The sequence below is a fragment of the Streptomyces aurantiacus genome, from assembly GCF_027107535.1.
Taxonomy (GTDB): domain Bacteria; phylum Actinomycetota; class Actinomycetes; order Streptomycetales; family Streptomycetaceae; genus Streptomyces.
In genome coordinates this window covers 6,786,770-6,800,124 of record NZ_CP114283.1, presented here as the reverse complement: position 1 = coordinate 6,800,124, position 13,355 = coordinate 6,786,770, and the positions used below count along the sequence as shown (strand labels likewise).

The window sequence follows — 13,355 nt, the reverse complement described above, 5'->3', positions numbered from 1 at the left end:
ATGTCCCTGCGCGCCATGCACTTCGTGATGCCCGGCGGAGTGGACGACCCGACCATGCCCAGCGGCGGCAACGTGTACGACGCCCGGGTCAGCCTCGACCTGCCCGGCTTCGGCTGGCAGGTGCACAAGCACGCCATCGACGGCAGCTGGCCCCAGCCCGGAGCCCCGGCCCGTGCCGAACTGGCCCGCACCCTCGCGGACCTGGCCGACGGCACCGTCGTACTCCTCGACGGTCTGGTCGCCTGCTCGGTCCCCGAGATCGTCATCCCGGAGGCCGGACGCCTGCGCCTGGTCGTCCTCGTGCATCTGCCGCTCGGTGACGAGACGGGGCTCACGCCCGCGCTGGCCGCGGACCTGGACGCCCGGGAGCGCCGCACCCTGCGTGCCGTGCCGGCCGTCGTCGCCACCAGCGAGTGGGCGGCCCGCAGACTCGTCGCCCACCACGGACTGGCGCCCGACCGGGTCCATGTCGCCGCCCCCGGCGCCGACATCGCTCCGCTCGCACCCGGCACCGACGGCGTGTCGAGACTGCTGTGCGTGGCCTCGGTCACCCCGCGCAAGGGACAGCACCGTCTCGTCGAGGCCCTCGCCACCGTCACCGACCTGCGCTGGAGCTGCGTCCTCGTCGGCGGCCTCAACCAGGACCCCGAGTACGTGGCCGGACTGCGGAACCTGATCGACGAACACGGCCTCGGCGACCGGCTGCACCTCGCCGGCCCCCAGTCGGGCGCCGCACTCGACGCGAGCTACGCCTCCGCCGACCTGATGGTCCTCACCTCGTACGCGGAGACGTACGGCATGGCCGTCACCGAGGCGCTCGCCCGCGGGATTCCCGTGCTGGCCACGGACGTCGGCGGGCTCCCCGAAGCGGTCGGGCGCGCACCCGACGGCGGGGTGCCCGGCCTGCTCGTCCCGCCGGAGAATCCCGCGGCCCTCGCCGCGGAACTGCGAGGCTGGTTCGACGAGGCAGACGTACGCCGGCGCCTCAAGGCCGCCGCGCGGGCCCGCCGGGCGTCCCTGGGAGGCTGGGCCACCACGGCCCGGAGTCTGTCGGGTGTCCTGGGGCGACTGAAGAGCGAGGCAAGGAGGGGGGCGGCATGAGCGGAACGAGCACCACGCCGACAGGGGTTCCGGGGGCCGCTACGACGACCGCGCCGGGACCGGGCGACATGACGCAGGCCGGTTCCGGGGCCGTGGACGGCGGACGGGACACAGGAACGATTCGGCTCGGCGACCGCACCCGCGGCGAAGCCACCGACGACACCACCCGTTACGCCCCCGAGTGGCTTCAGCTGCGCGAGGGCGTCGACGCCTCGGCCCGGGCCTCCGAGCTGCTCGATCCCCTGCGGATCCGGCTCGCGAACCTGCCCCGGCGGGCCAACGGGTTCGTCATCCACGATCTCGGCTGCGGCACCGGATCCATGGGACGCTGGCTCGCGCCCCGGCTCGACGGGCCCCAGCACTGGGTGCTGCACGACCACGACCCGTACCTGCTGCACTTCGCCGCCGTCGGGTCACCCCGTTCGGCCGCCGACGGCAGCCGGGTCACGGTGGAGACGCAGCGCGGCGACGTCGGCCGGCTCACCGCGGACGCCCTGGCCGGCGCCTCGCTGGTGACGGCCTCCGCGCTGCTGGACGTCCTCACCCCCGACGAGATCGAGACACTGGCCGCGGCCTGCGCCGGGGCCGGCTGCCCCGCCCTCCTCACACTCTCGGTGGTCGGACGGGTCGAACTGACCCCGGCCCATCCGCTGGACGCCGAGATCGCCGAGGCGTTCAACGACCACCAGCGGCGCGGAGACCTGCTCGGCCCCGAAGCGATCAACGCGGCCTGCGACGCCTTCGCCCGGCACGGCGCGACGGTACGGGTGCACCCCAGCGCGTGGCGCCTCGGACCCGACGAGTCCGCGCTGACGGCGGAGTGGCTGCGCGGCTGGGTCGGCGCGGCCGTCGAACAGCGCCCGGAACTGGCCGGCCCGGCGGCGGCCTACCTCCAGGAGCGCCTCACGGCGTGCGAGGCGGGGGAGCTGCGCGCGGTGGTCCACCACAGCGACCTGCTCGCGCTGGCCCGCCCGGGCGGGGAAGTGTGATGGGCGCGCAGGCCGTGGCGGAAGAGGAGGCGCGGTCACTGGCCGCCCTGGACGACGAACTGTCGGCGGCGGTCCGCGACCGCGGCGCCGACGCGACGGCGCCGCGGTCGCGGACCGCCGCGAAGAGCGGCCCGCCCGCCGTGCGCCCGCACGGCGGCGGGGCCGGCCTCCTGGGCCGTGTCCGCGCCCGCCTCGACTCCCGGATCCTGCGCACCCACTTCGGCACGATCGCCGGTGTCGTCATCCTCACCGTGCTGACCTGGCGGCTGGGGACCGGCGTCTTCCTCGACGGCCTGCGCCGCATCGACTCGCTCACGCTCCTCGCGGCGCTCGGCATCGGCGTGCTCACCACGGTGTTCAGCGCCTGGCGCTGGTGCGTGGTGGCCCGCGGCCTGCGGCTCAGGCTCCCGCTGGGCCCGGCCGTCGCGGACTACTACCGCGCGCTGTTCCTCAACGCGGCGCTGCCGGGCGGGGTCCTCGGCGACGTGCACCGGGCGGTACGGCACGGGCAGAGCGCCGGGGACGTCGGCCGCGGAGTACGCGCCGTCGTCCTGGAGCGGGTCGCGGGCCAGGTGGTCCTGGCCGTGGTGGGTGTGGCCGTACTGCTCACACAGCCCTCGCCGGTCCTGTCCCAGACCCGGCACCTCGCCCTGCTGCTGGCCGTCGTCTCGCTGTGCGGGGTCGTCACCGTGGGCGCCGTCCGGGGCCGGGGCAGATCGCCCCGTACGTCCCGCCGCCGCCGGGCCGTTCGTGCCACGCTCGCCGAGGCGCGCGGAGCACTGCTGGCGCGCGGGAGCTGGCCGGGCGTGGTGATCTCGTCCGTCGTGGTGCTCGCGGGGCACGTCCTGATGTTCCTGCTCGCGGCCCGGGTCGCCGGGTCCGCCGCGTCCGCCGCCGAGTTGGTGCCGCTGGCGCTGCTGGCCCTGATCGCCATGAGCCTGCCGCTGAACGTCGGCGGCTGGGGGCCGAGGGAGGGCGTCACCGCCTGGGCGTTCGGCGCCGCGGGCCTCGGCGCGACCCAGGGCCTGACCGTGGCCGTCGTCTACGGCGTGCTCAGCTTCGCCGCGAGCCTGCCCGGTGTCGCCGTACTGGTGGCGCGTTGGTACGGGGGACTGCGGAGCCCGCGTGAGGACGGCGCGGCGGCCGGACCGGTCCCGCGGTCGCCGGGAGCACGGAAGCCGGGCCGCGCGGAAGCGGAAGGGAACGGGGACGGGGACGCTCAGTGCGAATCGACCACCGGCGGCAGTCCGGACTCCGATGTCAGCAGCGAGAAGTACGCTCCGAAGGAGTCGGCGAGCGAGGCCAGCAGTTCCTTCCCCTTCCCCGCGGACGCCCTCGAAGGGCGTCCGATGACACCGGACTTGGTATAGGCCGACATGCCGAGAGAGAGCAGCTGCCGACGGTCGTCGGCGACGAAGTCGGAGGTCTCGTAGCCAGGCCTGAGGAATTCCGGATCCGTGTGCAGCAGAATGGAGGTCTCAATTTCCCCCGCATGCATATCAGTGAGCAGCGAGGTCTCCACCCCTGCCGCCACCCGTGCCGCCTCCCAGTCCTCGGCCGCCGGGAACAGAGCCATTCGAGCGCCGGCCGCGGAGGATTCCTGAACTACATTTCCCAGTACGTAATTTCCGCCATGACCATTGATCAGTACGAGCGTGTCCACCCCGGAGCGGCGCAGCGATTCGGCTATGTCCCGCACCATCGCATGGAGTGTCACGGAGGAAATGCTCACCGTTCCCGGCCAGGCCGCGTGTTCGTGCGAGCAGGAGATCGTCACCGGAGGAAGGAGGTGAACGGGGAATGCTGCAGCGACCTCCCGGGCGATCGCACACGCGACGAGCGTGTCGGTCGACAGCGGAAGATACGCACCGTGCTGCTCGAAGCTGCCCACGGGGAGCACGGCGACCTGCCGGGCGACATCGGCGCCTCGTGCCCGTACGTCTTCCGTGGTGTCCACCGGCAACGGACCTGACATCGTGAGCCGTATTTCCGAACCGCCCGAATTGACCATGTTCTCGCGACCTTTCGTCTCTGCTTAGGAACCAGAATCATGACAGAAATAGATGGCGTACTCGCCGGGAAATCCCACTCCGCAGGCGTCGAGCGGGTCGTGAATGCCCCGCTGCCCACGGTGTACGGGGATTTCCAGGCCGTCGGCTACCTGGACCGTACCCGCGGAGACGAACAAGTGGCCCTGGTATACGGTGACATCCGGGAGGAGGGAATGCTCGCCCGGCTGCACTCCGAGTGCCTGACCGGCGACGCGTTCGGGTCCCGGCACTGCGAGTGCGGACCCCAGCTCTCCACCGCACTGCGGAAGATCGCGGCGGAGGGCCGCGGCATTCTGATCTACCTCCGGGGGCACGAGGGTCGTGGCATCGGTCTGCTGGCCAAGCTCCAGGCGATGAAGCTCCAGGCGGAGGGCCTCGACACGGTCGAGGCGAACCTCGCGCTCGGACTGCCCGTGGACGCCCGTGACTACGGCGTGGCCGCGGACATCCTGCACGACCTCGGCGTCCGCTCGGTGAGACTGCTGTCCAACAACCCGCGCAAGCGGGAGGCGTTGCTCCGCAACGGCATCGAGGTCGACGCGCAGGTGCCGCTGCTGATCCCGCCCTGCGACGACAACATCACCTACCTCCGCACCAAGCGCGAGCGTCTGGACCACGATCTGCCCCACCTGGACGCCGTCGTGGGCCACCGCGTCTGAGGCGCCCCGGCCCCGGCCGCCCCGCGCCGCCGACCTCCCCTGCGGCGCGCGGCGGCCGGGCACGTCACCCGGACGCCCGGGACGTGGTGAGACCGGTACGGACGGGGGAAGGGAAGAGGGGTGACCGACGACGTCCTCCATCTCTCCCGCGACCAGGTGGCCGGCCTGCTCGACACCGACGCCGCGATCCGCTCCCAGCGGGCCGCCTTCACCGCACTCGGCGACGGCACCGCCGAGCTGCCGGGGAAGATCATGCACCCGAGCGGGCTCGACGACAGCGTCGTGTTCGCCTACCTCGCGCGGCTGTCCGCGGACACCGGGGCCGTGGCCAAGTTCGGCAGCGTCAACCCGGGCAACGCGGCCGGCGGACTGCCGACCGTGCACGCCGTGATCAACGCCCTCGACCCGGTCACCGGGCGCCTCGTCGCCGTCATGGACGGCACGGAGGTGACGACCCTGCGCACGGCCGCCGCGAGCGCGGTGGCCCTCGACGCGCTCGCCACCCCCGACAGCGCCGAACTCGGACTCCTCGGCTCCGGCACGCAGGCCCTCGCCCACGCGCGGTCCGTCGCCCGGGTGCGGGACCTGCGAGCGGTACGGCTGTGGAGTCCCACCCCGGACCGGCGCGACCGGGCGGCCCGGCTGCTCGCCGCCGAACTCGCCATCAGCGTCGAGGCCGTGGACTTGCCGGAGGAGGCCGTGGCCGGACTGCCCATGGTCGCGGCCTGCACCCTCAGCAGGACACCCGTCGTCCGGGGCGAATGGCTCGCGCCGGGATGCACGGTCGTGAGCGTCGGCTCCTTCGAACCGAGCCGGAGCGAGGTCGACCCCGCGGTCCTCCGGAGAGCCGCCGCCGTCGTCGTCGACGATCCGGCGACCGCGGCGGGACACGCCGGGCCCGTGGTGGACGCGCTGCGCTCCGGAACACTCGCCCACGACGACCTGATCCCGCTCGGCGCCGTGCTCACGGGCCGCCGCGAAGCACGGACGAGCGCGCGGGACATCGTCTACTACAACAGCGTCGGCCTCGGCGTCCAGGACGCCGCCGCAGCCTGGGCCGTGATCGACGCCGCGCGGGAACGCGCCCGCGGAGGGGAGCCCCGCCCATGACAGGTGTGCCCGGGCGCGCGGGAGTCGTCGTCATCGGCGGCGGGGTGATGGGCGCGAGCATCGCCTACCACCTCGCGCGGGCCAAAGTGCCCGACGTGGTGCTGGTCGAGCGGGACGAACTCGCCTCGGGGTCCACCTCGCGGGCCGCGGGAGGCGTGCGCGCCCAGTTCTCCGACGAGCTCAACATCCAGCTCGGCGCACGGAGCCTGGAGGCGTTCGCCCGCTTCGGCGAGGAGACGGGCCACGACATCGGGCTGCACCGCGTCGGCTACCTCTTCCTCCTGTCGACACCCGAGGAGGTCGAGGCGTTCGAGGCCGGGGTACGGCTGCAGAACGGCCTCGGGGTGCCCAGCCGCATGCTGGACCCGGCCGAGGCCCGCCGCCTCTCGCCGCTGATCACCACCGAGGGGCTGCTGGCCGCCGCCTTCTCCCCGGACGACGGCCACTGCACCCCCGAGGCCGTGGTGCACGGATACGCGGCCGCCGCCCGCCGCCACGGCGCGAGGATCGTCAGGCACTGCGAGGTCACCGGCATCGAGACACGGGGTGACGACATCACGGCCGTCGTCACCCGCCTGGGCCGGATCGCCACCGGGGCCGTGGTCTGCGCGGCGGGCGCCTGGTCCCGGGCCGTCGGCGCGATGGCCGGCGTCGACCTGCCGGTGGAGCCGCTGCGCCGCCAGATCGCCGTGACCGAACCGGCCCCCGACCTGCCGCCCGGCCTGCCCATGACCATCGACTTCACCAGCAGCCTGTACTTCCACACCGAAGGTCCCGGTCTCCTCGTCGGCATGTCGGACCCCGACGAGGAGACCGGGTTCGCCACCGGGACGCACGACCGCTGGATCCCCCGCCTGTGCGCGGCCATGGAGCGCCGCGCCCCCTCCCTGCTCGGCCTGCGCAGGACGGGCGGCTGGGCCGGCCTGTACGAGATCACCCCGGACCACAACGCGCTGATCGGCGAGGCCGGTTCGGTCTCCCGCTTCCTGTACGCGACCGGGTTCTCCGGGCACGGCTTCCTCCAGGGACCGGCCGTCGGCGAGGTCGTCCGTGACCTCTACCTGGGGCATGATCCCTTCGTCGACATCACCCCGCTGCGTGCCGAACGGTTCGCCGCCGACGCCCCGCGACCGGAGGTCAACCGCGTATGACCGAGCTGCACCTGTGGCTGCGCCACGAGACCCGTACGACCGAGCGGCGCACCGCCGTCGTGCCGTCCGACGCCCGGCGGCTCGCCGAGGCCGGCGTGACGCTCACCGTCGAGGAGTCCCCGCAGCGGATCTTCCCGGCCGAGGCGTACGAGGCGGCGGGCTGCCGTGTCGTCGAGGCGGGAACCTGGAGGGACGCACCGGCGGACGCGGTGATCGTCGGCCTCAAGGAACTGCCCGATGCCCCCGGGGAGTTGAGGCACCGGCACCTCTTCTTCGGGCACGCGTACAAGGCACAGTCCGGCGCCGGGGCGCTGCTGCGCCGCTTCGTCGCAGGCGGCGGGGCGCTGTTCGACCTGGAGTACCTGGTGGACGACGACGGGCGCAGGCTCGCCGCCTTCGGCTACTGGGCGGGCTATGTGGGCGCCGCCCTCGCCGTCCTGCACCACCGGGGCAGGCTGACGGCTCCGCTGCGGCCGACGTCGAAGGAGGAACTGGACGCCGGCCTGCGCCCGGCGTCCGGCGACGAGCGATTCTCCTCACTCGTGATCGGGGCGCTGGGCCGCTCCGGACGCGGAGCCGGGGTCGCGCTCATCGAGGCCGGACTCGAACCCACCCGCTGGGATCTCGCCGAGACCCGCGCCCTGGACCGGCAGGCCCTGCTGGAGCACGAGCTGATGGTGAACACGGTGCTCACCACCGGGCCCGCCACACCCTTCCTCACCGACAAGGACCTCGACGACCCGGGCCGCCGCCTCGGCACCGTGTGCGACGTGACCTGCGACGTCGGCTCCCCGTACAACGTCCTGCCGGTCTACGACACGATCACCGACTGGACGGATCCCGTACGACGCCTGCACGACCGGCCCGCCCTGGACCTCATCGCCATCGACAACCTTCCCTCCCTGCTGCCCGAGGAGGCGAGCACGGACTTCTCGGCGGCCCTGACACCGCACCTCCTGGAGTTCGGGACGGGCGGGGCGTGGGGGCGCTGCCTGGACCGGTTCACCGAGGCGTGCCACGAACTCGGCTCGACAGAGGGGAAGTTCGGCGATGCCTGAGTCCGCTGGTTCCGCTCCGGCCTCCGTGCGCCCCTCCGGCACGGTCCACTGGATCGGGGCGGGTCTGTCCACCGGCAGCGGACTGGCCGCGCTCTGCGAAGCCGCCGACCGCGTACGCCTGTGGCACCGCACCGAGCAGCGGGCCGCCCGGAGCCTGGCGGCGCTCCACCTCACCGGCCGTGCCGAGCCGCGCGCGTACACACCGCAGGCCCTCGAAGCGGAACTGGCCCCGGGAGACGTGGTGGTGTCCATGCTGCCCGCCTCCGGACACGCGGCGCTGCTCGCCGTCTGTGTGCGCGGCGGCGCCCACTTCGCCTGCTCCAGCTACGTCTCGCAGGCGGTCCTCGACCAGGTCCCCGCGGCCACGTCGGCCGGAGTCGTCGTGCTCACCGAAGCCGGACTCGACCCGGGCATCGACCATCTCTTCGCGCACAGCCTCATCGGCCGCGCCCGCCAGGAGATCGGCGCGGACACCGCCGCGGAGGTGAGCCTCACCTCGTACTGCGGAGGCATTCCCGCCGTCCCGAACGACTTCAGGTACCGCTTCAGCTGGGCTCCGGCCGGAGTCCTCAACGCCCTGCGCTCACCCGCCCGTTACATCGAGGCGGGCGCCGAGACGACGGCCGCGCTGCCCTGGGAGGCCACCCGGACCCACGTGGTGGACGGGGAGACCTTCGAGGTCTACCCGAACCGCGACAGCGTCCCGTTCGTCGGGCAGTACGGGCTGCCGCCCGCCTGGAAGCCCCTGACGTTCGTCCGCGGCACGCTGCGCCTCGACGGCTGGCTCGACGCCTGGCAGCCGGTCTTCGAGGAACTCCGCCACGGCGACGACCGGCGGATCACGGCACTCGCCCAGGAGCTGGCCGCCCGCTACCCGACCACCGACGCCGACCGCGACCGGGTGGTCCTCGCCGTGTCACTGGACGTCCGTGAGGGCTCGGGACGCACCTGGTCGGGGCGCTACCTCCTGGACCTCGAAGGGGACGCCGACGAGAGCGCGATGGCGCGCTGCGTCTCACGGACGCTCGCGCTCGGCGTACGGCAGATCCTCGGCGGCGGTGTACCGGCCGGCCTCCACCGCGCGGCGGAGACGGCCGGGCGGTCCGAGGAGTGGCTCGCCGAACTCGCCCGCGAGGGAGTGGACTTCGTACTGCGGACAGGCGGTTCCGCCTGACGGACTTCGCGCCGGGCGTGTCCACGACCGGAGGGCCGGCCTCCGCGAGCCGGGCGGGAAACCCCGAAACAGGGCAGAGTTCCCGAACGGGCGGTTTCTGACGACCTCGCGCGGACCGTACGACGTGAGATGTACGACACACCTGTGACGGGTCGCGGAAATCAGGTACTCGCGGAGGCGACCGCCGCCCCCGCGGTGGGCCAGCAGCCGGCCGGTCCGGTCCGCGTCAGCGGTCCCGGCCTGCTCGACCGCATCCACCTCTCGCTTCAACTGGTCTTTCACCTGGCCCGGTTGGCGGTCGGTCGCGGTGGGAGCAGCCGCTACGAGGGAGGTGTCCGCCGCATGAGATCCATGGCCGCGGCCGTATGTCCGCGATGTACCGCGTCCCGGCGCGCGCAGGTGCCGTCCGCCCCTCGGCGCCCGGGGGGCGGGCGGTCCGGCGGGTGGCCGGAAGTGTGCGCCAGTGCGCTGAACTGCGGCTCGGCGCCGGATCCGTAGGCCCGGAGCGTACGTCATAGGAGGCGAGTGGCTGCCCTATGCACGCAGGTCCGCCCCCGATCGGAACGAGTGACGAACCGTACCGCTTCGGTGACTACGCAGCGTGAGGCAACCATTCGCCAGTTCGATTCGTATATCTCCGTGGAAGCCCTGTGGACCCGCCGGGCGACGTGACGCCGGAGCGTCACGATCCGCTTGTCCGGGTCCGCACCTAGCAAGGAGAACCGATGCGACCGTTCGCGCTCAACTATGCTCGTCCGGCCCAGCAGTTGGAGGTCAGCGTTCCGTATGCCTATGACTCCAGACTGCAGTTGAACGTGCTCCCGGACGGGCGGCTCGCCGCTCATGACTACGCCGTGTTGCGGGAGTTGGGGGCCACGACCTCGACCGCGGGCTCGAAGACCCACTTCGACGACTGAAGCCGGACCTCCGACGATGACGGTTCTGATCCTGACGTGCGAACAGGATGTGACCGCGGACATGGTGGTGGCGGAGCTCGACGGGAACGGTGTCCCGGTCGTCCGCCTCGACCCCGCGGACCTGCCCGGCCCGGTGGCCCTGTCGGGCGAGTACGTGCACGGCACCTTTCGCGGGCATCTGTCCGCCGGCGGCCGCCTGGTGAGCATGAGCGGGCTGCGGTCCGTGTGGGTCCGCCGGCCCGGCGTGCCCGCGGCCCACGCCGCCGAGCCCTCCGACTGGCTGACCGAGGAGTCCGCGCAGGCGCTCTACGGCATGCTCCGCTCCACCGGCGCGCGCTGGATGAACCACCCCGACGCGGCCCGACGGGCCCGGCACAAGCCCTGGCAGCTCCACCTGGCCCAGCTCAGCAGCCTGCCCGTACCCGCCACTTTGATCACCACGTTCCCGCAGGCCGCCCGTGAGTTCGCGGACCGCTACCCGGATCTGGTGGTCAAGCCCGTCTCGGGCGCGCACCCGCAGGAGCCGCCCAGGGCGGTGCCCACCAGCAGGGTCGCACCCGAGACGGACTTCACGGCTGTCGCCTTCGGCCCGACCCTGCTCCAGCGGCGGGTGGCCAAGCGGGCCGACATCAGGCTGACCTGCGTCGGCGACCGGATCTTCGCCGCGCGCAAGGCTGTCGCCCCGGACGCCGACCCGGACGAGGTGGACGTACGGTTCGCCACCTCCGACGCCCCGTGGCAGGCGGTGGACGCGCCGTCCTGCATCGCGGCCGGAGTGCTCGCCTACCTCCGTGAGGCCGAACTCGCCTACGGAGCCTTCGACTTCGCCGAGGACGCCGAGGGGATGTGGTGGTTCCTGGAGTGCAACCAGTCCGGCCAGTTCGGATTCGTGCAGATCGAGTCGGGCCAGCCGATCGCGGCCGCCGTCGCCGACTGGCTGGCCACCCCCGGCCCGGCCGGCGCACCGGCCAACGGCGGCAGGGCGTGGGCGATCGAAGGTCATTGACCACACCATCATCACCACTGCCCCCGCCACCCTCGCCACCGGACACGGACGGCGCCCCGTGCGGGGCGCCTGGAACTGTGCGGAGCGCTCCGGGGGAGCGCTCCGCGTGGCGGTCAGGTGAGACGGACCGACAGCCCGCGCGAGGTGAAGACCGGCTCGGTGTGGAACCCGTCCACCGTGATGCCGGCGAACCGCCCCTGCAGCGCCCGCGTCTCGATCACCGGAAGGACCGTGCCCCGCCTCGGGCGGTGCGAACCGTCGAGCCGCAGGACGAGCCTGCTGCCCCGGTCGAGCAGTACCCGGCGGCCGACCTTCAGCGCCGGGTCGCCGTCGCCCGGGAGCGTCACCTCCAGCGTCGTACCGGACGCCTGGGTGTAGGAGCCCCGCACCCGAAGAGGCGAAGCCGCCCGCAGGGTGCCGCCCTTCACCCGTATGTCACCGCAGCCCAGCGCGTCGGCCGAGGCGGTCGCGAGGACACCCTGCTCCAGCGTGGTGCCGCCGGAGTACTCGTTGTCGCCGGTGAGGGTCAGCGTGCCGCTGCCGCGCTTGACGAGCGCGCCGCGCCCGCCGATGTCGTTGCGCCAGGTGTCGGCGGCGGCGAAGCCCCCGGCGGCCGCGTCGAGCGTGACGTGCACGTCGGCGTCGAAGGCCCCGTATCCGTCGGCGGCGGCGAAGAGGTTCAGCCGCCCCCACTTCTCGAAGCCGTCCAGCAGGACGTAACCGGCGGGCAGCGCGGTCGTCCGCAGCACCTCGCGCCGCTGGGCCGCGGAGAGATAGGGGAGCCGTGTCTCCAGCAGGACCTCGGCGCCCTTCGGCACGGTCATGCGGTCGTGAGCGCGCCGCTTGGGCAGCACGTAGGTCAACCGGGGCTTCACCGCGGCCCGGTTGACCGCGCGGTCCGCGTACGGGTCGGTGTCCCGGCCCGCCGAGTGCGCGTAGGCGTAGAGGGTGTCCGCGGTCGTGCCCGTGTGCTCCTGGAAGTAGGCCGCGGCCTGGGCCCGCGCCGCGGCCTTGAGGCCGGCGTTCTTCGGGTCGGCCAGGGCCGCCGCCGCGAGGGCCGTCGACAGGACACGGCCGCCGACCACGTCCATGGTGGAGTGCATGCCCGCCACGATGCGGGTGTGGGCGAGCTCGGAGGCACGGGCCACCAGCTCCTGGAACCGCTCGGGGACCGCGTACCCCATGGCCAGCGCCGCGAGGTAGAAGGCGTTCGTGTGGCCGCTGGTGAAGCCGCCGTCGTCGGCCGGGTCCGTGCCGCGCTGCCGCAGCAACTGCGGGACGACCACGACGTCGGACTCGTAGACGGGGAAGCTCTGGTCGTCGGTCCTCCCCGTGTCGACGACCTCGCTGTCCTCGTTCATGCGCCACGGGCGGGGGTACTGGTAGCCGAGTTTCGACGGGTTGCTCGACGCGAACGGACCGCGCACGGTGTCGACCAGCTCGGCGACCTTGCCGAGGTCCGAGGTGTACGAACCGGCGCCCAGCGCGGAGCCCGCGGGCGCGTCGGCCGGGATCGCGTCGTTGATCCGGCCGGCCGGCACACCGTCCGGCGCCGAGGTGATGCCGGTGACGGCCTTCGCCCCGCTCCGGTACAGGCCGGCGAGCGGGCCGAGGCCCGCGATCACCGCGTAACTCTGGTGCTGGCGGTCCTGGACGAACGCCGTCCGGGCCTCGGCGTCCGTGCGGCGCCGGGTGACGCGCGCGCAGTACCGCATGTTGGCGCGCAGCACCTCGGGCATCAGCGGGGTGCCGGTGTTCCAGGCCGTGCCCGTCTTCCAGATGCGCGCGAAGCCGTCGAGGATGTGCACGGCCGCGTTGGTCTCGGACGTGAGGTTGGTGACGACGTTGGTGGTGTACGAGTCCACGAATGCGGCGGACGTGTTCGTGGCGGCCGCTGTCGCCGCCGACGCGGTGGCCGGCCAGGCGACGACGGCGGGAGCCGCGATCAGTCCGGCCGAGACGCCCACGGAACTCCGCAGGAACACACGCCGGTCGATACCGGCTCTGCCACGAGGGGGACGGGGGTGCACACCGGGCATGGAGGTGCCTCTCCTTCTGGTCCTGCTGAGGTCTTGACGGGAGGGATGAACTCGAAAGTGCGGAACTCGAAGTGCTGGACTCGCACCGAAGCGCTGAACG

Annotated in this window: 11 protein-coding genes and 1 pseudogene; 10 read left to right on the top strand and 2 right to left on the bottom strand. The window is 73.0% G+C overall.

Annotation, left to right across the window (positions count from 1 at the left end):
- From O1Q96_RS32280 to O1Q96_RS32270, 3 genes and pseudogenes are all read left to right on the top strand, one after another.
- Positions 1–1,101 (top strand): glycosyltransferase family 4 protein, encoded by a 1,101-nt coding sequence (locus tag O1Q96_RS32280; RefSeq protein ID WP_269253813.1) that lies wholly within the window; start codon positions 1–3, stop codon positions 1,099–1,101.
- A complete protein-coding gene (locus O1Q96_RS32275) occupies positions 1,098–2,090 on the top strand; it encodes a class I SAM-dependent methyltransferase (RefSeq protein WP_269251513.1) in 993 nt (330 codons plus the stop codon). Before O1Q96_RS32280 ends, O1Q96_RS32275 begins: the two co-directional genes overlap by 4 nt.
- Positions 2,090–3,100 (top strand): annotated as a pseudogene (locus tag O1Q96_RS32270) (lysylphosphatidylglycerol synthase transmembrane domain-containing protein); the annotation flags it as partial. The gene O1Q96_RS32275 and the pseudogene O1Q96_RS32270, both read left to right, overlap by 1 nt.
- A 209-nt stretch (positions 3,101–3,309) precedes the next feature.
- On the opposite strand, the gene O1Q96_RS32265 reads toward O1Q96_RS32270, so the two are convergent.
- Positions 3,310–4,065 carry a creatininase family protein gene (locus tag O1Q96_RS32265; protein ID WP_331276114.1) on the bottom strand — a complete coding sequence of 252 codons (756 nt, stop codon included), beginning with the start codon at positions 4,063–4,065 and terminating at the stop codon, positions 3,310–3,312.
- A gap of 75 nt (positions 4,066–4,140) precedes the next feature.
- Between O1Q96_RS32265 and ribA the strand changes: the two genes are divergently transcribed.
- The 7 genes from ribA to tgmB all read left to right on the top strand — a co-directional run bounded on the left by ribA (position 4,141) and on the right by tgmB (position 11,216).
- Entirely contained in the window at positions 4,141–4,800 is a 660-nt protein-coding gene (gene ribA, locus O1Q96_RS32260) for a GTP cyclohydrolase II (RefSeq protein ID WP_269251511.1), read from the top strand.
- A 120-nt stretch (positions 4,801–4,920) separates the two neighbouring features.
- A complete protein-coding gene (locus O1Q96_RS32255) occupies positions 4,921–5,910 on the top strand; it encodes an ornithine cyclodeaminase family protein (RefSeq protein ID WP_269251510.1) in 990 nt (329 codons plus the stop codon).
- Positions 5,907–7,061 carry an NAD(P)/FAD-dependent oxidoreductase gene (locus O1Q96_RS32250; protein ID WP_269251509.1) on the top strand — a complete coding sequence of 385 codons (1,155 nt, stop codon included), beginning with the start codon at positions 5,907–5,909 and terminating at the stop codon, positions 7,059–7,061. Before O1Q96_RS32255 ends, O1Q96_RS32250 begins: the two co-directional genes overlap by 4 nt.
- Positions 7,058–8,119 carry a saccharopine dehydrogenase gene (locus O1Q96_RS32245; RefSeq protein ID WP_269251508.1) on the top strand — a complete coding sequence of 354 codons (1,062 nt, stop codon included), beginning with the start codon at positions 7,058–7,060 and terminating at the stop codon, positions 8,117–8,119. The genes O1Q96_RS32250 and O1Q96_RS32245 overlap by 4 nt, the downstream gene beginning before the upstream one ends.
- Complete coding sequence (locus tag O1Q96_RS32240) at positions 8,112–9,293, top strand: saccharopine dehydrogenase family protein (protein WP_269251507.1); 1,182 nt, start codon at positions 8,112–8,114, stop codon at positions 9,291–9,293. The genes O1Q96_RS32245 and O1Q96_RS32240 overlap by 8 nt, the downstream gene beginning before the upstream one ends.
- Before the next feature lie 725 nt (positions 9,294–10,018).
- Positions 10,019–10,210, top strand: coding sequence for a putative ATP-grasp-modified RiPP (tgmA, locus tag O1Q96_RS32235; RefSeq protein WP_033325990.1), 192 nt, complete (start codon positions 10,019–10,021; stop codon positions 10,208–10,210).
- Between the two features lie 16 nt (positions 10,211–10,226).
- On the top strand, positions 10,227–11,216 hold the full coding sequence (tgmB, locus tag O1Q96_RS32230) for an ATP-grasp ribosomal peptide maturase (RefSeq protein WP_269251506.1): 990 nt from the start codon (positions 10,227–10,229) through the stop codon (positions 11,214–11,216).
- A gap of 113 nt (positions 11,217–11,329) precedes the next feature.
- Here tgmB and O1Q96_RS32225 read toward each other — a convergent pair whose 3' ends face one another.
- On the bottom strand, positions 11,330–13,255 hold the full coding sequence (locus O1Q96_RS32225; protein ID WP_269251505.1) for a phosphatase PAP2 family protein: 1,926 nt from the start codon (positions 13,253–13,255) through the stop codon (positions 11,330–11,332).
- Between the last annotated feature and the right edge of the window lie 100 nt (positions 13,256–13,355).